The sequence below is a fragment of the Mycobacterium sp. SMC-15 genome (genome assembly GCF_045310925.1).
GTDB lineage: Bacteria > Actinomycetota > Actinomycetes > Mycobacteriales > Mycobacteriaceae > Mycobacterium.
Genome location: NZ_JBJIAJ010000002.1, coordinates 430,318 through 451,352, shown reverse-complemented (window position 1 = coordinate 451,352; position 21,035 = coordinate 430,318). Strand labels below are relative to the sequence as shown.

Genomic DNA, 21,035 nt, shown 5'->3' with positions numbered 1-21,035 from the left:
CCATGCGCACCCGGACTGCCGCCCTGCCCTGGGTCTGTTGGGCGGCGCTGGCGCTGATCGCCGCCCAGTTGGTAGTGCGGGCGGTGGTGGCGTTCGGGGGCTACTTCTACTGGGACGACCTGATCCTGGTCGGCCGGGCGGGCACCCATCCGCTGTGGTCGCCGGCATACCTGTTCGACGACCACGACGGTCATGTGATGCCGGGCGCGTTCCTGGTGGCCGGGGCGCTGGCCAAGCTGTGGCCGCTGCAGTGGGCGGCGCCGGCGGTCAGCCTGGTGGTGCTGCAGCTGTTGTCGTCCTGCGCACTGCTGCGCGTGCTGTGGGTGATCCTGGGCTGGCGGCCGGTGCTGCTGGTGCCGCTGACCTTCGCGTTGTGGACTCCGCTGGGCCTGCCGGCCTTCGCCTGGTGGTCGGCGGCGCTGAACTCCCTTCCGCTGTGCGCCGCGATGGCCTGGGTGTGCGCCGACGCGATCCTGTTGGCGCGCACCGGCAACCGGCGCTATGCGTACACCGCCACGCTGACCTACCTGGGCGGCTTGCTGTTCTTCGAGAAGTCTGCGGTGATCCCGTTCGTCGCGTTCGCGGTAGTGGCGCTGCTGGGGTACGTCTGCGGATCGCCGCTGACCAGCGCGATCGCCGGGACGTGGCGGGCCGGTTCCCGGATGTGGACGGCGATGCTGGCGGTGACCGCGGGATGGATCGGGGTCTATCTGGCGGTGGTCAATCAGAAGCGGTGGAGTTTCGATCTCGAGATGACCCGCGACCTGCTGCTGCGCTCGATCACCCACGGCATCGTCCCGAGCCTGGCCGGCGGCCCTTGGACGTGGGCACGCTGGGCACCGGCCTCGCCGTGGGCGCTGCCGGGGCCGGTGGTGATGGCACTCGGCGCTCTGGTGCTGGCCGCGCTGGTGGCGGTGTCGCTGGCGCGCAAGCACCGCTTGGCCCCGGTGTGGCTGGCTGCGGCCGGCTACGCGGCGGCCTGCCAGGTGCCGATCTATCTGATGCGGTCCTCGGCGTTCACCGCGTTAGAACTGGCCCAAACCCTGCGCTACCTGGCCGACCTCGTCGTGGTGCTCGCGATCCTGGGGGCCGTCGGGTTGTGCGCCCCCAACCGGGACTCGTCGCGGTGGCTGGACGCCGCCCGCCCGCGCACCGTGGCGGTGACCGGCCTGGCGGTCGCGTTCACTGCGAGCAGCCTGTACTCGACGGTGACGTTCTTGACCTGTTGGCGGGACGATCCGGCTCGCGCGTATCTGCAGAACGCCCGGCACGGCCTGGCCGCCGCCCACGCCGCCTCCGACGCGCCGATGCTGGATCAGGAGGTCGACCCGCTGGTGCTGCAGCGGGTCGTCTACCCGGAGAACCTGGCCAGCCACATGTTCGCCCTACTTCGTGACCGTCCCGAGTTCGCCTCGGCGACAACGCAGTTGCGGATGCTGACCAACTCGGGAACGGTGACCGACGCCCAGGTGACGTGGGTGCGCTCCCTGGTGGCCGGACCGGTGCCCCGCTGTGGGTATCTGGTGCAACCGGACCTGCCGGCAACACTGGCACTCGACGGCCCGCTGTTGCCCGCGGACTGGACCGCCGAGATCAACTATCTGGCCAACGTCGACGGTGCGATGACGTTGTCATTGTCCGATGGCCCCGACGTGCGGGTCCGAGTGCGACCGGGCCTCAACCGTGTCTTCGTGCGGCTGCCGGGCGCCGGGCACAACGTGTCCGCGCGCGCCGACACCGCAGCGCTGTCGGTCTGCATCGCCGTCGGCCCGGTCGGCTACCTCGCGCCGCGATAGCGACAGTGGGCTGGGTTGATGGAGGATCACGCCACACCTGACCGGCAGCGCAATTCCGGCGAGCTGCGCCGGCAGCTGGGCATGTTCGACGCGGTGACGATTGGACTGGGCTCGATGCTCGGTGCCGGAATTTTCGTGGCGTTGGCGCCTGCGGCACGGGCGGCCGGTGCGGCGATGCTGATCGGTCTGGTCGTGGCAGCGGTGATCGCCTACTGCAACGCCATTTCCTCGGCGCGGCTTGCCGCACGGTATCCGGCCTCGGGCGGTGCCTACATATACGGGCGCGAGCGGCTGAGCCCGTTCTTTGGCTATCTGGCCGGGTGGGGATTCATCGTCGGTAAGACCGCGTCGTGCGCGGCGATGGCATTGACCGTGGGTTTCTACGCGTGGCCCGCGCACGGACACGCGATCGCGGTGGCGGCGGTGCTGGGGCTGACCGCCATCAACGTGCTGGGCGTGCAGAAATCAGCGTGGCTGACCCGGCTGATCGTGGCGGTGGTGCTGGTGGTCCTGACAGCGGTTGTGGTGACCGCCGTGGACACTCCGGGTCTTGCCCCTCTTCGGTTCGACCACTCGCCGGTGTCGGTCCCGGGGGTGCTGCAGGCAGCGGGCCTGCTGTTCTTCGCGTTCGCCGGCTACGCCCGCATCGCCACCTTGGGAGAGGAGGTCCGGGAGCCGGCGCGCACCATTCCGCGCGCGATCCCGATCGCCTTGGCCATCACCCTGGTGGTGTACGCGCTGGTGGCGACGGCGGCACTGAATGTTCTTGGCCCAGAAGGTCTTGCCGGCGCTTCGGCGCCCCTGGTGCAGGTGGCGACGGTCGCCGGGGCGGGCAAGCTGGCCGTGGCAGTCCAGATCGCGGCGGTACTCGCGGCGACCGGGTCCTTGCTCGCCCTGATTCTGGGGGTGTCGCGTACCACCCTGGCCATGGCCCGTGACCGGTATCTGCCCGCGTATTTGACCGCGGTGCATCCCCGGTTCGGGGTGCCGCACCGCGCCGAGATCGCCGTTGGTCTGGTAATCGCCGTTCTGGCCGCCACTACCGATATCCGTGGCGCCATCGGTTTTTCCTCGTTCGCGGTCCTGATCTACTACGCCGTGGCCAACGCCGCGGCCTGGACCCTGACCCCCGCCGAAGGCCGTCCCCCGCGCCCGATCCCCATCATCGGCATGCTCGGCTGCGTCGTTGTCGCTTTCGCCCTGCCCCTCACCTCGGTCCTGGCGGGCCTTGTGGTCTTCGCGGTCGGTGTTGCCGCCTACGGCGCCCACCGCCGGTTGGCGCGGCTCGGCGGGCGCCGGTAGACCCGAGCGCCCGCGAACAACGCGCCGAGCGGACGGTGACGCGCTGCACGCCCCGACCGTGCTGGGTACGTTCTACAGTCGTGCCCTCACTGCAAGTCCCCGCGCAATATCTGCGCGGCTCCTCGGCGCCGCAGCCCCGCACCCTGATCGACATCCTGCAAGAGACCGCTGCCCGCTACCCCGATGCGCCCGCCATCGACGACGGCAACGTGGTGTTGACCTATGGCGAGCTGATCGAGGACATCGCCGACAGCGTCGCGTGGCTGGCCGCCCGCGGACTGGGCCGTGGCGATCGCATCGGCATCCGGATGCCGTCGGGCAATTACGCGCTGTACGTGGCGATCCTGTCCGCGCTGGCCACCGGCGCGGCCTACGTGCCGGTGGACGCCGACGATCCGCCCGAGCGCGCCGAGCTGGTGTTCAACGAGGCCCAGGTCGCGGCGGTCATCACCGAACAGGGCCTGACCCGCGGCCCCGGCGCGTCCCGCGGCTGGCGGGCCACGGCACCGCAGACCAGCGACGACGCCTGGATCATCTTCACCTCGGGATCGACCGGCACCCCGAAGGGCGTGGCGATCACGCACCGCAACGCGGCGGCCTTCGTCGACGCCGAAGCTCAGCTGTTCTTGCAGGACAACCCGATCGGGCCCGGCGACCGGGTACTGGCCGGACTGTCGGTCGCGTTCGACGCGTCCTGCGAGGAGATGTGGCTGGCCTGGCGCTACGGCGCCTGCCTGGTGCCGGCACCGCGATCGCTGGTGCGCAGCGGCATGGATCTGGGCCCGTGGCTGGTGGCGCGGGACGTGACCGTGGTGTCCACCGTGCCCACCCTGGCGGCACTGTGGCCCGCCGAGGCACTGGAAGCGGTACGGCTGCTGATCTTCGGCGGCGAGGCCTGCCCGCCGGAGCTGGTGTCTCGGCTGGCAGTGGACGGCCGCGAGGTGTGGAACACCTACGGCCCCACCGAGGCCACCGTGGTGGCCTGCGCGGCGCAGCTCGACGGCACCGGCCCGGTTCAGATCGGACTGCCGCTGTTGGGGTGGGACCTGGCCGTGCTCGGCCCCGACGGGGCGCCAGTGGCCACCGGCGAAGTCGGCGAGCTGGTGATCGGCGGTGTCGGACTGGGCCGCTACCTGGACCCCGACCGAGACGCCGAGAAGTACGCGCCGCTGCCCACCCTGGAATGGCCGCGGGCCTACCGCAGCGGCGATCTGGTGCGGCTGGACGCCGACGGACTGGTGTTCTGCGGCCGGGCCGATGACCAGGTCAAAGTCGGCGGCCGCCGCATCGAACTGGGCGAGGTGGACAGCGCGCTGGTGACACTGCCCGGCGTCAGCGGCGCCGCGGCGGCGGTGCGGACCAGTGCCGCCGGGACCCCACTGCTGGTCGGCTACCTGGTCAGCACCGATCCGGACTTCGACCTCGCAGCCGCCCGCGCCGAGCTGGGCCGGCGGCTGCCCGCGGCGCTGGTCCCCCGGTTGGTGCTGGTCGACGAACTGCCTACCCGCACATCGGGCAAGGTGGACCGCGAGGCGCTGCCGTGGCCGGTGGGGCCGGAGCCGGGTGCCCCGGCCGGCTGCGGAGTTCTCGGGGACGACCCGGACAGCACCCTGGGCTGGCTGGCCGGACTGTGGCGCGACGTGCTGGGCGCCCCGGTCGACGACGAGCAGGCCGACTTCTTCGCCCTCGGCGGCGGATCGCTGCAAGCCGCACAGCTGGTGGCCGCCGTGCGGCAGCGTTACCCGCAGACCACCGTCGCCCAGCTCTACGACCGTCCGCGCCTGGGCTCTTTGGCCGGCTTTCTCGATGACATGGGCCGCAGTGATCCCGGCGCGGAGGGGCCATCCCGCGCGGTGGAGCCCACGCCGTGGCAGACCCAAGCCGCACAGGTGCTGCTGTCGGTGCCGCTGGCCACGCTGACCGGGTTGCAGTGGGTGACCTGGCTGGCACTGATCAACAACGTGGTGGCGGCGGTGCACCCGTTGCCCTGGCTGGCGCGGCTCGACTGGTGGTGGGTGATCGCTGCCTTCGTGCTGTTCGTCACCCCGCTGGGCCGGATGGGCATCGCCGCGCTGGGGGCGCGCGCCCTGCTTTCCAACCTGCAGCCCGGAACCTATCGGCGCGGCGGTCCCGAGCACCTTCGGGTCTGGATCGCCGAACGGCTCGCCACCGCCGGCGGCGCCGAGAATCTTTCCGGCGCACCGTGGCTGGTGTATTACGCGCGAGCGCTGGGTAACAAGATCGGCGAGGGTGTGGATCTGCACTCCGCCCCACCGGTGACCGGGATGTTGACGCTGGGCCACCGGTGTTCCATCGAGCCGGAGGTGGACCTGACCGGGCATTGGATCGACGGCGATACGTTCCACGTCGGTCCCGTCACGGTCGGCAACGACGCCACCATCGGTGCCCGCACCACGCTGCTGCCCGGTGCCTCGGTCGGCAAGGACGCCGATGTCGCTCCCGGCTCCGGTGTGGTCGGCGAGGTGAAGAAGGGCCAGTACTGGACCGGCTCGCCGGCGGTGAAATCCGGTAAGGCGCACCATCCCTGGCCGGATCACCGGCCGCCGCCGCGCCCGGTGTGGGCCGCGGTGTACGGACTGACGTCGATCCTGCTGGCCGGCTTGCCGTTGTTGGCTTTAGGTGTCGGGCTGGCGGTGCTCGGCTGGGCGGTGCGCGATTGCGCCACGCTGGCCGACGCGATCCGGCCGGCGGTGCTGGCCACCGCGCCGGCCGCGCTGATCGCGATGCTCAGCTACGCCGCCTTAACCGTGATCGGGGTGCGGTTGTTGTCGATCGGGCTGACGGAGGGCTACCACCCGGTGCGCAGCCGGGTGGGTTGGCAGCTGTGGGCCACCGAACGTCTGATGGACGCCGCGCGCGACTACCTTTTTCCGGTGTACGCCAGCTTGATCACGCCGTGGTGGCTGCGATTGCTGGGGGCCAAGGTGGGCGACGGTACCGAGATCTCCACCGCGCTGGTGATCCCGAAGTTCACCACGATCGCCGACGGCGCCTTCCTGGCCGACGACACCATGGTGGCCTCCTACGAGTTGGGCGGCGGCTGGATCCACGTCGCGCCGGCCACCATCGGCAAGCGCGCATTCCTGGGTAATTCCGGGATCACCCAGCCGGGCAGGCGGGTCCCCGACAACTCCTTGGTGGCGGTGCTGTCGACGGCACCGCACAAGGCCAAGACCGGCTCGTCGTGGCTGGGCAGCCCGCCGGTGCGCCTGCGGCGCAAGGCCGCCGACCTCGACGCCGAGCGGACCTTCGAACCACCGCTGCGGCTGAAGATCATGCGCGCCGTCATGGAGACGTTCCGGCTGATCCCGGTGGTGGTCACCTTTGCGATCGGGGCCGCGGTTTTGGGCACGTTGCAGTGGGGGGCAACACGGTTCGGCTACGGCTGGACCGCGCTGGGCAGCGGTGTCACGCTACTGGCCGCGGGCGCGGTGGCCGGCGGCAGCGCGGTGGTGGCGAAATGGCTGATCGTGGGCCGGATCCGGGCGTCACAGCGCCCGCTGTGGTCGTCGTTCGTGTGGCGCAACGAGGTCTCCGACGCTTTCGTCGAAACCGTTGCCGCCCCGTGGTTCGCCCGGGCTGCGACCGGCACCCCGGTGATGAACCTGTGGTTGCGGGCCCTCGGCGCCACCATCGGCCGCGGCGTGTGGTGCGAGACGTACTGGCTGCCCGAAGCCGACCTGGTGACGCTGGGTGCCGGCGCGACGGTGAACCGCGGCTGCGTGGTGCAGACCCACCTGTTCCACGACCGGATCATGCAGATGGACACCGTCACACTGGACGCGGGCGCCACCCTGGGGCCCAACTGCGTGGCATTGCCCGCGGCCCGGGTCGGCGCCGGCGCCACCGTCGGGCCGGCCTCGCTGGTGATGCGCGGTGACGAGGTGCCGGCGGCGACCCGCTGGCAGGGCAATCCGATTGCGCCGTGGCAGGTGTCGGGCAAGAAGCGCGGCTCGTCGGCCGCCGCGAGTCAGGAGCCCGCGGCATGAGCAAACCCACGAAGGCAGCCAAGGCCCCGGTGCCTGTTCTTGACCCCTATCTGCCCAGCAGCGGCAACAGCGGCTACCGGGTCTCGCGCTACGAGCTCGACCTGGAGTACAAGGTCAGCAGCAACCGACTCTCAGGCACCGCGACCATCACCGCAGTCGCCTTGGTAGCACTGCGCGAGATCACCCTGGACCTTGCCGACGCACTGTCGGTGGCCAAGGTGTGGGTCAACGGTCGCCCCCCCGCCCGGTTCGCCACCTCGTCGGCGAAGCTGCGAATCACGCTGGCCGCCACGGTGCCGCCCGGTGCCGCGCTGGTGATCGTCGTCCGGTACGCGGGGTCACCCCGCCCCAGCGAAACACTTTGGGGTGAAGTGGGTTTCGAGGAGCTATCCGATGGCGCGCTGGTCTCCGGACAGCCCAACGGAGCACCGTCGTGGTTCCCCTGTGACGATCACCCCTACGCCAAGGCCAGCTACCGGATCCAGATCAGCACCGACAGTCCCTACTACGCGGTCGCCAACGGCGAACTGATATCGCGGCGGACCCGGGCGACTCGTACCACCTGGACCTACGAGCAGCCCGAGCCGACGCCGACCTATCTGGTCACCCTGCAGATCGGCCGGTACGTGACCCGGCAGCTGCCCGGGTCGGCGGTGGCAATCCGTGCGGTGCTGCCCGCCCGGCTGCAGACCGAGTTCGAGCGCGATTTCACCGACCAGGCGCAGATGGTGGAGCTGTTCGTTCGGCTGTTCGGTCCCTACCCGCTGGCGGCCGGCTACACGGTGCTGGTGACCGACGACAACTTGGAGATCCCCCTTGAAGCACAGGGGATTTCGATCTTTGGTGCCAACCACTGCGACGGCACCGGGGCATCGACACGACTGATCGCCCACGAACTGGCCCACCAGTGGTTCGGCAACAGCGTCACGTTGCGGCGCTGGAGCGATATCTGGCTGCACGAAGGCTTCGCCTGCTACGCCGAATGGCTGTGGTCCGAGCATTCCGGCGGGCCGAGCGCCGACCAATTGGCTCGGCGATATCACCGGCAACTGGCAGGGCTGCCACAAGACCTGCTGTTGGCCGATCCCGGGCCTGCCGACATGTTCGACGACCGGGTCTACAAACGCGGCGCGATCACCCTGCATCTGCTGCGCGGACGGCTGGGCGACGATGCCTTCTTCGCCCTGCTGCGCGACTGGACGTCGCGCTACCGCCACGGCAACGCCGGCACCGAAGACTTCACCGCGCTGGCCGCCGGATACGCGGGCGAACCGCTGCAGTCGTTGTGGCAGGCCTGGCTGTATTCCACTGCAGTTCCCCCGCTGGCAGCGCCGCGTTAACCAAACCCGCCCGGCAGATATGTGTTTCGTATGAGTCATCGCTGCAGAGTTGCCCGGTCGTAGCGGCCGAAAATAGCGTCAGATATCGGCGATCGAGGAGTAGCCGATGAATTTTGCAGCGCTGCCACCTGAAGTCAACTCCGGGCTGATGTACACCGGAGCGGGCTCAGGACCCATCCGCGCCGCCGCAACAGCCTGGAAAACCATGGCCGCCGAACTCGAATCAGCCGCCAACAACTACCGCACCATCATCGCCGGACTCACCGACCAAACCTGGCAAGGGCCCTCCGCAGCAGCCATGGCAGCCGCCGCAACCCCCTACGCCACCTGGATGAGCACCACCGCCACCAAAGCCGGCCACGCCGGCACCCAAGCCGCCGCCGCCGCGGTCGCCTACGAAACCGCCTACGCCATGACCGTGCCCCCCGCCGTCATCGCCGCCAACCGCGCCCAACTGGCCACCCTGATCGCCACCAACTTCCTCGGCCACAACACCCCCGCCATCGCCGCCACCGAAGCCCACTACAGCGAAATGTGGGCCCAAGACGCCACCGCCATGTACGACTACGCCACCAACGCCGCAGCAGCCACCCAACTGCCCACCTTCACCGCACCCGTACCCAACACCGCCGCCGACACCGGCGACGGTGCGGTGTCGCCGGGCCTGCTGTTCGACATGATCAGCGCGGTTTTCGAGGTCGGCAGTGTCGGGCCGTTCGGGGCGATCGGCCTAGGCGGCGCGTTCGGCGGCTTGGCGATGACGCTGGGAGAACTCGCCCTTCCCGAAGGAGCCGAACTGGGAGCGCTGGGCCTGATCGGTGAAACCGCGCCCGCCCTAGGCGGTTTGGTTCCTACCGCGAGCCTGGCCGGGACTGGCACGGCCTGGGCCAGTACCGGCAAGGCGATGCCGCTGGGCGGGATGTCGGTGCCGCGAGCCTGGGCGGCGGCCGTTCCCTCGGCATTGCGCGAAGCCACCCTGGTATCGGCACAAGCCGGTAGCGCCGCCGCGGCAGCGGGGCCGATGGCGACCGCCGCCAAGCTCCCGTACTCCCAGATGGCCCTGGCCGGTGCGGCCGGGGGCGCCTTGACCAACCCAGTCGGGACCGAACGCCGAACCACCCGGCCCCATCTCACCGCAACGCCCACGCGGGCAGCAGAGCCCGAAGATCCGGACGACTCGGTCAAGCTCGGCAAAGCCGACAAGTCGAAAGCCATCGGTGTCGTCGCCGAACTGCGCGCGCTGGTCGAATTGCGGGACTCGGGCATTCTGTCGCCGGAGAAATTCGCCCAGCGAAAGCAACGTCTGCTCGGCGAATGACCCCGAATCGGTGGAAAATGGCGACCGATGGCGGGTAACACGGACGGTCAGCCTCCGCGCAAGGCGATCCTCGGGCAGCTTCCGCGGATCTATCGACACGACGGATCACCGATTCGGGTACTGCTGGTTGACGACGAGCCGGCCCTGACCAACCTGGTGACGATGGCCCTGCATTACGAGGGCTGGGTGGTCGACGTCGCCCATAACGGACGCGATGCCGTCGCCAAGTTCCACGGCGGTGCTCCCGATCTGCTGGTTCTGGACATCATGCTGCCCGATATCGACGGGCTGCAGATTCTGCAGCGGGTTCGCGAATCCGACCCCTACACGCCGACACTGTTTCTCACCGCCCGCGACTCGGTGACCGACCGAGTGACCGGACTGACCTCGGGCGCCGACGATTACATGACCAAGCCGTTCAGCCTGGAGGAGTTGGTGGCCCGCCTGCGCGGGTTACTGCGCCGGTCCGGCCAGCAGACACCACCGGTGAACGAAGTCCTCACCGTCGGCGATCTGACGTTGGACGGCGCAAGCCGTCAGGTCACCCGCGGCGGCACCGCGGTGGCGTTGACCACGACCGAGTTCGAACTGCTGCGTTTCCTGATGCGCAACCAGGGGCGGGCGTTGGGTCGTGCGGAGATCTTGGACCGGGTCTGGAACTACGACTTCGCCGGCCGCACCAGCATCGTCGACCTCTACATCTCCTACCTGCGTAAGAAGGTCGACGCCGACCGGGCGCCGATGATCCACACCGTGCGCGGTGTGGGGTACATGTGCAAGCCGCCGGAATGACCGCCGCTCCGAGCCCACCCCGCTGGCGTCCGCGTGGCTTACGCCGTCAGTTGGTGTTGGGGGTGTCGGCGGTCGTCACGGTGGTGTTCGTGGCGGTGGGCGCGGTGTCGGTGTTGAGCCTGCGCACCTATGTCACCGCCACGATCGACGCCGATCTCTACGAGTCGCTCAACGCCTTCGGCCACTATTTCGCCGACTATCGCCACGTCGACAACGTGGTGGGACCCGACGGCCAGTCGAACATCGGTGCGGCCATGCTCGGTTTCAGCGATCAGACCCCGGGCAACGTGCTCGCGGTGCTGCGCGACGGCGTGGTGATCGGGGCGGTGGTGTTCACCAAGCGCGATCCGTATCCGGCGCCCGCCGACGTGGTGGCCACGATTGCCGAGCGGCACTGGACGAGTGGTCCGCCGCAGACGGTGGAGCTGGGCAGTCTGGGCTCCTATCGGGTGAGCACCCGCGCGGTCGACGACGACGACCTGTTGTTCATCGGCGGATCGATGCACCTGGCAAACCGTACCGTCGATCGCCGAATGGCCGCTGCCTCAGCGCTTTACACCTTGGCACTGTTGGTCACCGCAGGGTTGACCATCACGGTGGTCAGCTACGCGTTGCGGCCGCTGCGCCGGGTCGCGGCGACTGCCGCCTCGGTTGCGGCGATGCCACTGGCCGAGGGTGACGAGCGCATCACCATCAGGGTGGCCTCCGGCGACGTCGACCCGAACAACGAGGTAGGAATCGTCGCCGGCGCCCTGAATCGCTTGCTGGACAACGTCGACAGCGCCCTGGCCTATCGCAGTGATGCGGACCGGCGCATGCGGCAGTTCATCACCGACGCCAGCCACGAACTGCGGACACCGCTCGCGGCGATCCAGGGCTACGCCGAACTGACTCGGCAGGACAGCGCGGCCCTGCCGCCGACCACCGAGTACGCCCTGGCCCGCATCGAGTCCGAGGCGCAGCGGATGGCCTCGCTGGTGGAGGAGCTGTTGTTGCTGTCACGGCTCGGCGAAGGCCAGGACCTGCAGCTCGAAGATGTCGACCTGGCCGATCTGGTGCTCGACGCGGTCAACGACGCGGCCGCCGCCGCACCGAACCACCACTGGATCAACGACCTGCCCGAGACCCCGGTATGGGTTCGCGGCGATCGCGCGCGGCTGCACCAAGTCGTCACCAACCTGTTGAAGAACGCCTGGGTGCACACACCACCCGGGGTAACGGTAACGACGGCCATCACCGCGGACCACGGCGGAGTCGGTGGGCCTGCCGCGGAGTTGACGGTGGCCAACGACGGGCCCGGTATCGACGCCGACCTGGTACCGCACCTTTTCGAGCGGTTCGTCCGGGCGGACAAGGCCCGCTCCGGCGAATTGGGCAGCACCGGGCTGGGTCTGGCGATCGTCTCCTCGATCGTCGACGCCCACCGTGGCTCGGTGGGTGTGGAGTCGACCGACGGCTGGACGGTGTTTCGGGTGCGACTGCCGCTGGTGGATCCGCCGCTAGGCGGATCGGGCCGCTGACCGCGGCCGTCGCGACCGGTGCGGCAAGGCCCGTTGGGACCAGGTCAGGTCGAAGTCGACGACCAGCGCGGCCGGAACCGCCAGCGCCACCGGGGTGAACATCTGCGAGTCCTGTTCTCCGGCAATGCCAGTGAGGACCCGGCCGCCGTAGCCGTCGTCGGTACCGGGCACCGTGACGCGTACCCGCGCCGACACCGCACCCGGGCGCGGGCGCAGGTAGAAAACGCTGCCCGGCTCCACCGGGCCGGTCAACTCGTTGCCGTCGGCGTCCAGCAGCACCGCACCCTCGGCGCTCAGGGCGGCAGAGTCGGCGACGGACAGGCGCAGCGGCCCCACCAGACCGTCGGACAGGGTGGCAGAGGAGACGTTCAATCCGGGTGCGGTGGTGCGCGCCCGGGCCGCCCCGGCCAGCAGATACCGGTAGAGGGCCACGATGCGGTCGGCGTTGCGATAGGTGCTGGTGCCGTTGAGCCAGAAGTCGACGTCGCCGAGGGTGGCCGACGTCCCGGGCCCGGCCACCGACAGGCGGTAGAACCGGTGGCCCCCGACGGTGGCACCCACGCCGAGCGCCTTGCGATGAGCGCCGGCGGCCGGGGCGGCCAGCCGCGACGAGGGCACCTCTCGCCAGCTACGGCCGTCGTCGGACTTGTGCAGGGTCACCGTCACCGGCTCCGAGGCGACCAGTTCCAGGGTGTAGCCGCCCAACTCGAGGGCCTCTTCGAACTCGACGGTCACCCTGTCGGCGTCGCGCAACACCCGCACCGGCTCGGTGCGGGCACGGGTGTCCAGCTTCAAGCCGTTGGTCAGCCGCCAGATCGCGGCCTGGGTGCCGGCTATCGCCTCGTGCTCGGTGATGTTGCCGCGGCCCAGCCGGTGGCCGGCCTCCCGCAGCCGTCGACTCAACTCGACGGTGGTCAGCCGCGGAACCGAGTTGCGCAGGATCCAATCGACCTGAACTTCGCGGGGGTCCCGGTCCCCGGAGCGCAGATTCGGAACCGCCGACCAGGTATCGATCCGGTAGGCCGACGGGCGGGTCGGGGCGATTCCGTGAAAGTCCAGCGAATAGGCCGCGATGCCGGGGTTCAGCCGAATCAGATCGGTGCGCGCGCTCGTCCCGTCGGTAAACACGATCCGGTCGACGGTGTGCGAATACGTGCCGCCGTGATAGCGGGTCATTCGGTCGATATCGACGGCCGGGCGGGGTTGCACCCTGCGGCGGACGGTCACCGCGGGCTCGGTGTCCAGAACGGGAAAAAGGGAGGTTGAAACGGTCATGCCGAGTCGACTTTCTGGTCTGAAGCGCGCACGGCAGCATCTCGCCGAGAAAAGGGGCGGGCTGCGACGCTAAGGAATCAGGGCGTCAGAGAATCAACAACAACAACACGCGGCGAGGCGGCACAAAGCGTGCGGCTGTGGCAGCGTGATGTTCGACATACACATACCCTACGACATGTACCGCAGCGGCGCGAACTGCGAGGGATTCAATTCGCCCTGAGCGCAACTGGTGGGCAAACCCGGACCATGGTCCATGATTGGCGCCGTCACTCATCAGGAGGAAAGCAATGACGTCCGCTCAGAACGAATCTCAGGCGCTCGGGGACCTCGCCGCACGGCAACTCGCCAACGCGACCAAGACTGTCCCGCAACTGGCCACCATCACGCCGCGCTGGTTGCTGCACCTGTTGAACTGGGTCCCGGTCGAAGCCGGTATCTACCGGGTCAACCGGGTGGTCAACCCCGGCCAGGTCGCCATCGCAGCCGAGCAGGGCGCCGGTTCGACCGAACCGCTGCCGCAGACGTTCGTGGACTACGAGACCAGCCCGCGCGAGTACACCCTGCGCTCGATCTCCACGCTGCTTGATGTGCACACCCGGGTCTCCGACCTGTACTCCAGCCCGCACGACCAGGTCGCTCAGCAGCTGCGCCTGACGATCGAGACCATCAAGGAACGCCAGGAGTTCGAGCTGGTTAACAACCCGGAGTACGGCCTGCTGGCCCAGGTCACCCCGGAGCAGACCATCTCCACCCTGACCGGCCCGCCCACCCCCGACGACCTGGACTCGCTGATCACCAAGGTGTGGAAGACCCCCGGGTTCTTCCTGACCCACCCGCTCGGTGTGGCCGCCTTCGGCCGCGAAGCCACCCGCCGCGGAGTGCCGCCCGTGGTGGTGAACCTGTTCGGTGCCCAGTTCATCACCTGGCGCGGCATTCCGATCGTGCCCAGCGACAAGGTGCCGGTGGAGGACTCCAAGACCAAGATCCTGCTGGTGCGCACCGGCGAGGAGCGCCAGGGCGTCGTCGGGTTGTTCCAGCCCGGCCTGGTCGGCGAGCAGGCCCCGGGCCTGTCGGTCCGGTTCACCGGCATCAACCGGTCGGCGATCGCCTCCTACCTGGTCACGCTGTACAACTCGCTGGCCGTGCTCACCGACGATGCACTCGCTGTGCTCGACGACGTCTCGGTGGACCGTTTCCATGAGTACAAGTGATCGCGGGCCGGTAAACCCACCGGTCAGCGCCGCTGAGCTGGAGGTACTGGCCAATCAGCTGTATGCCGCCCGGCCCGGCCCGGACTCACCGCCGCAGACCACCGCGGTGGCACCGCGGGGCGGTGTGCCCGACCCGTCCGGGCTGCTGCCGCCCGGGTTGGCCGACCTGTCGGCGTTCGCGGTGCCGAGCGGCATCGTGCCGACCGTGCCCGGGGTGCTGGCCGGCTTCCCGGCCGGGGCTGTCCCGGTCGCGCCGCGCGGATCGGCCCCCGGCTGGCCCGGGGGCGCCCCCGCGGTTCCCCAGCTGAACTGGCACGACACGCCCGCGCCGGCCGCGGGCGGCGACGAGGCGAACTACGCCTTCTTGTCCCCCTCCGTGCCGGCCGCCGAACCGGCTCCGACGGTGCCGGACTCGCATGAGGTCTTCGACGTCAACGCGGTGCGGGCCGACTTCCCGATTCTGCGCGAGACGGTCAACGGCAAGCCGTTGATCTGGTTCGACAACGCCGCCACCACACAGAAGCCGCAGGCCGTGATCGACCGGCTGTCGTACTTCTACGCCCACGAGAACTCCAACATCCATCGGGCCGCACACGAACTCGCGGCCCGCGCCACCGACGCCTACGAGGACGCCCGCGACACCGTGCGGCGGTTCCTGGGGGCAGTGCGCAGCGAGGACATCGTCTTCGTGCGCGGCACCACCGAGGCGATCAACCTGGTTGCCTATGCCTGGGGCGGCAAGAATCTGGGCCCCGGCGATGAGATCGTCATCACCCATCTGGAGCACCACGCGAATATCGTTCCGTGGCAATTGATCTCGAAGCAGACCGGGGCGATTCTGAAGGTGGCCCCGGTGGACGACGCAGGCAACCTGCTGCTGGGCGAATTCGAGGACCTGCTGGGCCCACGGACCAAACTGGTTGCCGCCACGCATGTCTCCAACGCGCTGGGCACCGTCACCCCGGTGCACGACATCGTCGAACTCGGACACCGCTACGGCGCGCGGGTGCTGATCGACGGGGCGCAGTCGATCCCGCACATTCCCATCGATGTGCAATCACTGGGCGCGGACTTCTTCGCGTTCTCCGGACACAAGATCTTCGGTCCCACCGGTATCGGAGCGCTCTACGGCACCGCCGAGGCGCTGGCCGAGACGCCGCCGTGGCAGGGTGGAGGCAACATGATCGCCGACGTCACCCTGGAACGCTCTATCTATCAAGAACCGCCCAACAAATTCGAGGCGGGCACTGGAAACATCGCCGACGCGGTCGGCCTGGGCGAAGCCCTGCGTTATGTGGAGCGGGTGGGCATCGAACGCATCGCCGCCTACGAGCACGCCCTGCTGGAGTACGCCACCCCACGCCTGGCCGATATCCCCGGGGTGCGGCTCGTCGGTACCGCCGACGAGAAGGCCAGCGTGTTGTCGTTCGTGCTGGCCGGCCACGACCCGGCGGAAGTGGGCAAGGCGCTCAACTCCGAAGGCATCGCGGTGCGCGCCGGTCACCACTGCGCGCAGCCGATCCTGCGCCGCTACGGCCTGGAGGCCACCGTGCGACCGTCGTTCGCGTTCTACAACACTTTCGAAGAGATCGACGTCTTCATCAAGGCCGTACGGCGTATCGCCGAAGGGAGCGCCTAGCACCTATGGCGGCCTTGGCAGGAAAGGGCATTTGATGGGCAGGATCTACGACAACGTCACCGAGTTGATCGGTCATACCCCGCTGGTGCGACTCAACCGGCTGACGGAGGGCCTGGGCGCCCAGGTGGCGGCCAAACTGGAGTTCTACAACCCCGCCAACAGCGTCAAGGACCGCATCGGCGTCGCGATCATCGACGCCGCCGAGCAATCCGGCCAGCTACGCCCCGGGGGCACCATCGTCGAGGCCACCAGCGGCAACACCGGCATCGCCCTGGCGATGGTCGGCGCCGCCCGCGGCTACAAGGTGATCCTGACCATGCCGGACACCATGTCCACCGAGCGCCGGGTGATGCTGCGCGCCTACGGCGCCGAGATCGTGCTGACTCCCGGCTCGGAGGGCATGGCCGGTGCGGTGGCCAAGGCCAAGCAGATCGTCACCGACACCCATAACGCCCTGTCCGCAGACCAATTCGCCAACCCGGCCAACCCGGCCATCCACGAACGGACGACCGGCGAAGAGATCTGGAAGGACACCGACGGCGCGGTCGACATCTTCGTCGCCGGCATCGGTACCGGTGGCACGCTGACCGGCGTCTCGCACACCCTGCGGGCCCACAAGCCCGAGGTCCAGATCGTCGGCGTGGAACCCAAGGACTCCGCGATCCTGCACGGCGCCGACCCCGGTCCGCACAAGATCCAGGGCCTGGGCGCGAACTTCGTCCCCGAGGTGCTCGACCGCGACTGTTACGACGAGATCATCGACGCGCAGTTCGACGACGCCATCCGGGTGGCTCGCGCGCTGGGCACCGAGGAGGGGATCCTCGGCGGAATCTCGGCCGGTGCCAACGTGTGGGCCGCCCTCGAGCTGGCCAAACGCCCCGAGAACGCCGGGAAGCTGATCGTGGTGGTGGTCCCCGACTTCGGCGAGCGCTACATCTCCACGCCGCTGTTCGAACACATTCGGGAATGATCACACCTATGAGTGGTGTGTTGGCGCGGCTGCGCGAGGACCTGCGCAACGCGCGCGAGCATGACCCGGCCGCGCGCGGGGACTTCGAGAACGCGCTGGTCTATTCGGGTCTGCACGCGATCTGGTCGTATCGAATCGCGCACCGGCTGTGGGCCAGGCCGGCACTGCGCGGGGTAGCCCGCCTGCTGGCTCAGGCCACCCGATTCGCCACCGGCATCGAGATCCACCCGGGCGCGACCATCGGGCGGCGGTTCTTCATCGACCACGGCATGGGCGTGGTGATCGGCGAGACCACCGAGATCGGCGATGACGTCATGGTCTACCACGGCGTCACCCTCGGCGGACGTTCGCTGAGCCACGGCAAGCGCCACCCGACCATCGGCAACGGTGTCACCGTGGGCGCCGGCGCGAAGGTCCTCGGTCCTATCACCGTCGGAGACGGCAGTGCGATCGGCGCCAATGCCGTTGTCACCCAGGATGTCCCGGAGGATTGCATCGCCACCGGAATCCCGGCTGCGGTGCGCCATCGCACCGAGAAACAGCGGGAGCCGCTGGTGGACCCGACCAGTTACATCGACCCGGCGATGTACATCTAAAGCCACGTTCAGGGCAGCGGTTCCGCGGCGATCACGTAGTCGTGACCGTGCCGCAGGCCACCGTCGCGCGCGAGGACGATCAGCGCTCGAAGCCGTAGCTCTTCGACATACTGGAGCATCGCGCTGCCGACTGCAGAGGAATTGAAGCGTTCAAGTCGCCTGCGGCACATATCAAGCTGGCCGTTGACATGACGGGACCCGTATCGGATCGGAAAACGTCGACTCTCCACGACCCGGAACCCGGCCCGTTCGAGCTGGCGCAGCATCCATTCGAGGGGGTACTCACGGTAGGGCCGCTCGCCGGCCAGCAACAGGCACGCGTCGCGGACCCGGCCGATTTCCCAAATGATGCGGCCGCTTTCGGTCTTGGGCTTGTACTGAACGTAGGGTTCCAGCCCGATGACATAGAGCCGGCCATTGTCGGCGACCAGGGGACGCAATCGGGCGAACACCTGATCCTGCCAGTACGGGGCAAAGCCCTCGATCGCGCCGACGAGATAGTCGACCAGCACGGTGTCGAAGGTTTCGCCGGCGAGCAGGCCGTCATCGATCCAGTTACCGACCAACAGCCGGTCTTGTGACCGGATTCCGTCGCCGAGTGCCGCACGTACCGCGTCGGCCATGCCGGGCGCCGCGGTGATCGCCGTCCAACGGTCGGTCGACAGCGCCTGGATCCACTGCAGGGACTTCACTCCAGCGCCGGAATCCAACATGGCACCCCATGCTCGGTCGGCGTGCAGGGTCTCGACGTAGCGAAACAGTGACGACACTGCGGGCTTGGGATTGGCGTACAAGGAAATCGCTCACTTCGCGTCGTGGTGTCCGCACGTCTACAGCCGTGTGAACCAGGGCCGCGTTGCGCGGTCTCAGCGTAGCGCGATTTGACCCTTATTGACAATCATTATCAATAATGGCTCAGGCGCGCGTTTGGATTCCGGCCAGCAGGAGCTCCAAGGCGCCGGCGAAGTCGGCGGTCGCCGTCGTGCGTTGACTGACTCTGCTCAGCGCGGCGATGTGGCGATGCTCGTCGCCGGCCAGCTCACCGATCCGCCCGGCGACCTCGCGCTGCCGTTGATCGCGATCGCCGCCGGCTGCCGGACCGGCCAGCTCGACCTGCGCACTGCCCATCACCAGGCTCAGCACCGCCCGAAATGCGACAAGCAACCGATCCTCGGACAACCCGCCACGACTCAGCGCCTCGATCAGACAGTCAGCCGCGGAATAACTCGACGGCGACATCGTGCGGCGGGTGAGGACCAGCGGTATCGCGTTGGGGTGACTGCGAACTGCCCGCCACAGCGCCGTGGCGATTGACCGCACATCGTCGACCCAATCGTCGCTCGCCACCGGAATCTCGACGCCGGCGATGACCGCCTCGGCAACCAGATCCTCTAGGCCTTCACGGTTGGGCACGTAGTTGTAGAGCGTCATCGGGCCGGTGCCCAACGCTGTCGCCAGCGACCGCATGCTCAGGCCGGACAAGCCTTCGCCGTCGACGATGCGCAGCGCGGCCGCCTGAACTTGAGCCAGCGTGAATCGGGCTCGCATCGCCACCTCCCCTCTTGACACGTACGGTGTACGCAATATACAACACGTACAGCGTACGTATAAAAGGAGGCGACATGTCGTGCACCACTGTCAGCATCGGATTCGACTCGGAAGGAACTCACTGCGCGGCCTGGCTCACACTGCCCGACGGGCCCGGCCCACACCCGGTGGTAGTACTCGCGCACGGGTTCGGCGCCAATCACACGATGTCCCTCGGTCAGTACGAGCAGCACTTCGCCGGGGCCGGTATCGCGACGCTCGCGTTCGACTACCGCCACACCGGTGGATCCGGCGGGTTACCTCGGCAGCGTCTCAGCCTGAGCCGCCACCGTCAGGACATCCGCGCGGCGATCGACTTCGCGCGGAGCCGTACCGAATTGGACTCCGCCCGGATCGCATTGTGGGGCACCAGCCTGGGCGCGATGCACGTGCTCAAAGTCGCGGTCGGGCGGGCCGATCTGGCCGCGGTCGTGGTGCAATGCCCCATCGTCGACGGACCGGCGACGCTGCAAAGGTTTGGGCTCGGGGCAGCGCTGCGACTCGGGCCGGCGATGCTCGCGGATGCGGCGCGGCGACTGGTCGATGCCACACCGCATTACGTGCCCATCGTGGGCCCGCCGGGGAGCACCGCCGCGGTGACCGCCGCCGGGTCCTTGCAGGGCTGGAACGGCGTCGTGTCGCCAGGCGGGTCATTCGACAACCGGGTCGGCGCCTCGGATGTACTCGGTATCGCGTTCAGCAGTGCCCTGCGATCGGCCCGTGAGATTGCGGCACCGTTGCTGGTGTGCATCTGCGAGCGTGACAACCTGATGGACCCGCGTCACGCCGTCACCGTGGCAGAGCGCGCCCCGCGCGGACAGGCCCGCCACTACGACAGTGATCACTTCGAGGTCTACCACCCTCCCCTGCTGGACAGACTTCTGATCGATCAGACCGACTTCTTGCGGGAGTGCTTCCATGCAATCGCGTAAGTTGCTGTACCAGAACGACATCGGCTTTCTCGCGGCAGCCGGGGAATGGACACCGGCACAGTGGGCGCAGCCGAGTCTGTGTACGCACTGGAGGAACCACGATGTGTTGGCGCATCTGGCACTGGGCTATCGCGCCTCGGGCACCCAAATGGCGGTGTCGATGTTGCGCCGTGGCGGCTCGTTCGACCGGGCCAATGCGGTTCTTGCGCAACGACTTGCCCAACGTCGGTCACCGGCGGAGCTGCTCGAGGACTTTGCCATCGGGATGTCAGCCCCGCGCGGCTTGGGCAGGATCTTCCCCAGAAGGCTGCTGCTGGGCGATCACGTGATCCACGAGTTGGACATCCGGTTCGCGCTGGGACTGGACTCCACCGTCGGGCCGGTGCAACTGGCCGCGGTGCTCGACACCCAGGTGCACCTACCGAATCCGTTCATCCCTTCACGGGCGTGGGCCCGGGGACTGTCACTGCGGGCCGAAGACCTGGACTGGAGGCACGGCGACGGGCCCACCGTCGCCGGGAACGCCGCACACCTGGCCTCGGTACTCGCGGGCCGCCCGTGGGCGCTTCAGCATCTCCACGGGGACGGAGTCGATGTGCTGCGGGATCGATTGGCCGGCTGACGACGGCCGGAACTGGAAGAAGAATGGAGCCACCTAGGAGAATCGAACTCCTGACCTATTCATTACGAGTGAATTGCTCTACCGACTGAGCTAAGGTGGCGCGCCCCGCCTAAACCGGGCCGGGT

General features: G+C 68.6%; 15 protein-coding genes, 1 tRNA gene and 1 pseudogene. 13 read left to right on the top strand and 4 right to left on the bottom strand.

All coding sequences use genetic code 11. The features are described 5' to 3' along the window. Positions 1–2: 2 nt before the first annotated feature. The 7 genes from ACJH71_RS04865 to ACJH71_RS04835 all read left to right on the top strand — a co-directional run bounded on the left by ACJH71_RS04865 (position 3) and on the right by ACJH71_RS04835 (position 12,078). Positions 3–1,796, top strand: coding sequence for a hypothetical protein (locus ACJH71_RS04865; RefSeq protein WP_406756886.1), 1,794 nt, complete (start codon positions 3–5; stop codon positions 1,794–1,796). Between the two features lie 18 nt (positions 1,797–1,814). Continuing rightward, positions 1,815–3,098, top strand: coding sequence for an APC family permease (locus ACJH71_RS04860; RefSeq protein ID WP_406756885.1), 1,284 nt, complete (start codon positions 1,815–1,817; stop codon positions 3,096–3,098). An 80-nt stretch (positions 3,099–3,178) separates the two neighbouring features. Further along, on the top strand, positions 3,179–7,108 hold the full coding sequence (locus tag ACJH71_RS04855) for a Pls/PosA family non-ribosomal peptide synthetase (protein ID WP_406756884.1): 3,930 nt from the start codon (positions 3,179–3,181) through the stop codon (positions 7,106–7,108). Next, a complete protein-coding gene (locus tag ACJH71_RS04850; RefSeq protein WP_406756883.1) occupies positions 7,105–8,448 on the top strand; it encodes a M1 family metallopeptidase in 1,344 nt (447 codons plus the stop codon). Before ACJH71_RS04855 ends, ACJH71_RS04850 begins: the two co-directional genes overlap by 4 nt. 106 nt (positions 8,449–8,554) lie before the next feature. Further along, positions 8,555–9,766, top strand: a complete 1,212-nt coding sequence (locus ACJH71_RS04845; RefSeq protein ID WP_406756882.1) for a PPE family protein, SVP subgroup — start codon at positions 8,555–8,557, stop codon at positions 9,764–9,766. A 27-nt stretch (positions 9,767–9,793) separates the two neighbouring features. Further along, positions 9,794–10,558 (top strand): response regulator transcription factor, encoded by a 765-nt coding sequence (locus ACJH71_RS04840; RefSeq protein ID WP_406756881.1) that lies wholly within the window; start codon positions 9,794–9,796, stop codon positions 10,556–10,558. Further along, positions 10,555–12,078, top strand: coding sequence for a sensor histidine kinase (locus ACJH71_RS04835; protein ID WP_406756880.1), 1,524 nt, complete (start codon positions 10,555–10,557; stop codon positions 12,076–12,078). Before ACJH71_RS04840 ends, ACJH71_RS04835 begins: the two co-directional genes overlap by 4 nt. On the opposite strand, the gene ACJH71_RS04830 is transcribed toward ACJH71_RS04835, so the two are convergent. Next, entirely contained in the window at positions 12,058–13,353 is a 1,296-nt protein-coding gene (locus ACJH71_RS04830; protein WP_406756879.1) for a TQXA domain-containing protein, read from the bottom strand. The two genes, ACJH71_RS04835 and ACJH71_RS04830, sit on opposite strands and share 21 nt — an antisense overlap. Before the next feature lie 287 nt (positions 13,354–13,640). On the opposite strand from ACJH71_RS04830, the gene ACJH71_RS04825 reads away from it, so the two are divergent. Genes ACJH71_RS04825 through epsC form a run of 4 tightly spaced genes read left to right on the top strand, consistent with a single transcriptional unit; the run spans position 13,641 to position 17,769 of the window. Continuing rightward, on the top strand, positions 13,641–14,564 hold the full coding sequence (locus tag ACJH71_RS04825) for a family 2A encapsulin nanocompartment shell protein (RefSeq protein WP_220694953.1): 924 nt from the start codon (positions 13,641–13,643) through the stop codon (positions 14,562–14,564). After that, complete coding sequence (locus tag ACJH71_RS04820; RefSeq protein WP_406756878.1) at positions 14,551–16,203, top strand: family 2A encapsulin nanocompartment cargo protein cysteine desulfurase; 1,653 nt, start codon at positions 14,551–14,553, stop codon at positions 16,201–16,203. Before ACJH71_RS04825 ends, ACJH71_RS04820 begins: the two co-directional genes overlap by 14 nt. Positions 16,204–16,237: 34 nt before the next feature. Continuing rightward, positions 16,238–17,173 (top strand): cysteine synthase A, encoded by a 936-nt coding sequence (gene cysK, locus ACJH71_RS04815; RefSeq protein ID WP_406756877.1) that lies wholly within the window; start codon positions 16,238–16,240, stop codon positions 17,171–17,173. A gap of 8 nt (positions 17,174–17,181) precedes the next feature. Beyond that, on the top strand, positions 17,182–17,769 hold the full coding sequence (gene epsC / locus ACJH71_RS04810) for a serine O-acetyltransferase EpsC (protein ID WP_046300258.1): 588 nt from the start codon (positions 17,182–17,184) through the stop codon (positions 17,767–17,769). A gap of 8 nt (positions 17,770–17,777) precedes the next feature. On the opposite strand, the pseudogene ACJH71_RS04805 reads toward epsC, so the two are convergent. Both ACJH71_RS04805 and ACJH71_RS04800 read right to left on the bottom strand, forming a co-directional pair. Next, positions 17,778–18,548: pseudogene (locus tag ACJH71_RS04805) on the bottom strand (class I SAM-dependent methyltransferase); the annotation flags it as partial. 136 nt (positions 18,549–18,684) lie between these two features. Next, positions 18,685–19,317: a TetR/AcrR family transcriptional regulator gene (locus ACJH71_RS04800; protein WP_406756876.1), complete on the bottom strand. Its 633-nt coding sequence runs from the start codon at positions 19,315–19,317 to the stop codon at positions 18,685–18,687. 74 nt (positions 19,318–19,391) lie between these two features. On the opposite strand from ACJH71_RS04800, the gene ACJH71_RS04795 reads away from it, so the two are divergent. Then, positions 19,392–20,288 (top strand): alpha/beta hydrolase, encoded by an 897-nt coding sequence (locus ACJH71_RS04795; RefSeq protein ID WP_406756875.1) that lies wholly within the window; start codon positions 19,392–19,394, stop codon positions 20,286–20,288. Beyond that, on the top strand, positions 20,275–20,910 hold the full coding sequence (locus ACJH71_RS04790) for a maleylpyruvate isomerase family mycothiol-dependent enzyme (RefSeq protein ID WP_406756874.1): 636 nt from the start codon (positions 20,275–20,277) through the stop codon (positions 20,908–20,910). Before ACJH71_RS04795 ends, ACJH71_RS04790 begins: the two co-directional genes overlap by 14 nt. A gap of 24 nt (positions 20,911–20,934) precedes the next feature. On the opposite strand, the gene ACJH71_RS04785 is transcribed toward ACJH71_RS04790, so the two are convergent. Next, positions 20,935–21,010: transfer RNA gene (locus ACJH71_RS04785), tRNA-Thr, on the bottom strand. Between the last annotated feature and the right edge of the window lie 25 nt (positions 21,011–21,035).

Excerpts from the sequence above, each read along its gene's own strand:
- ACJH71_RS04790 (WP_406756874.1), top strand. The coding sequence starts at position 20,275 with ATGCAATCGCGTAAGTTGCTGTACCAGAACGACATCGGCTTTCTCGCG.
- ACJH71_RS04865 (WP_406756886.1), top strand. The coding sequence starts at position 3 with ATGCGCACCCGGACTGCCGCCCTGCCCTGGGTCTGTTGGGCGGCGCTG.
- ACJH71_RS04795 (WP_406756875.1), top strand. The coding sequence starts at position 19,392 with ATGTCGTGCACCACTGTCAGCATCGGATTCGACTCGGAAGGAACTCAC.
- ACJH71_RS04860 (WP_406756885.1), top strand. The coding sequence starts at position 1,815 with ATGGAGGATCACGCCACACCTGACCGGCAGCGCAATTCCGGCGAGCTG.
- ACJH71_RS04825 (WP_220694953.1), top strand. The coding sequence starts at position 13,641 with ATGACGTCCGCTCAGAACGAATCTCAGGCGCTCGGGGACCTCGCCGCA.
- ACJH71_RS04850 (WP_406756883.1), top strand. The coding sequence starts at position 7,105 with ATGAGCAAACCCACGAAGGCAGCCAAGGCCCCGGTGCCTGTTCTTGAC.
- ACJH71_RS04820 (WP_406756878.1), top strand. The coding sequence starts at position 14,551 with ATGAGTACAAGTGATCGCGGGCCGGTAAACCCACCGGTCAGCGCCGCT.
- epsC (WP_046300258.1), top strand. The coding sequence starts at position 17,182 with ATGAGTGGTGTGTTGGCGCGGCTGCGCGAGGACCTGCGCAACGCGCGC.
- ACJH71_RS04835 (WP_406756880.1), top strand. The coding sequence starts at position 10,555 with ATGACCGCCGCTCCGAGCCCACCCCGCTGGCGTCCGCGTGGCTTACGC.
- ACJH71_RS04845 (WP_406756882.1), top strand. The coding sequence starts at position 8,555 with ATGAATTTTGCAGCGCTGCCACCTGAAGTCAACTCCGGGCTGATGTAC.
- ACJH71_RS04800 (WP_406756876.1), bottom strand. The coding sequence starts at position 19,317 with ATGCGAGCCCGATTCACGCTGGCTCAAGTTCAGGCGGCCGCGCTGCGC.
- cysK (WP_406756877.1), top strand. The coding sequence starts at position 16,238 with ATGGGCAGGATCTACGACAACGTCACCGAGTTGATCGGTCATACCCCG.
- ACJH71_RS04840 (WP_406756881.1), top strand. The coding sequence starts at position 9,794 with ATGGCGGGTAACACGGACGGTCAGCCTCCGCGCAAGGCGATCCTCGGG.
- ACJH71_RS04830 (WP_406756879.1), bottom strand. The coding sequence starts at position 13,353 with ATGACCGTTTCAACCTCCCTTTTTCCCGTTCTGGACACCGAGCCCGCG.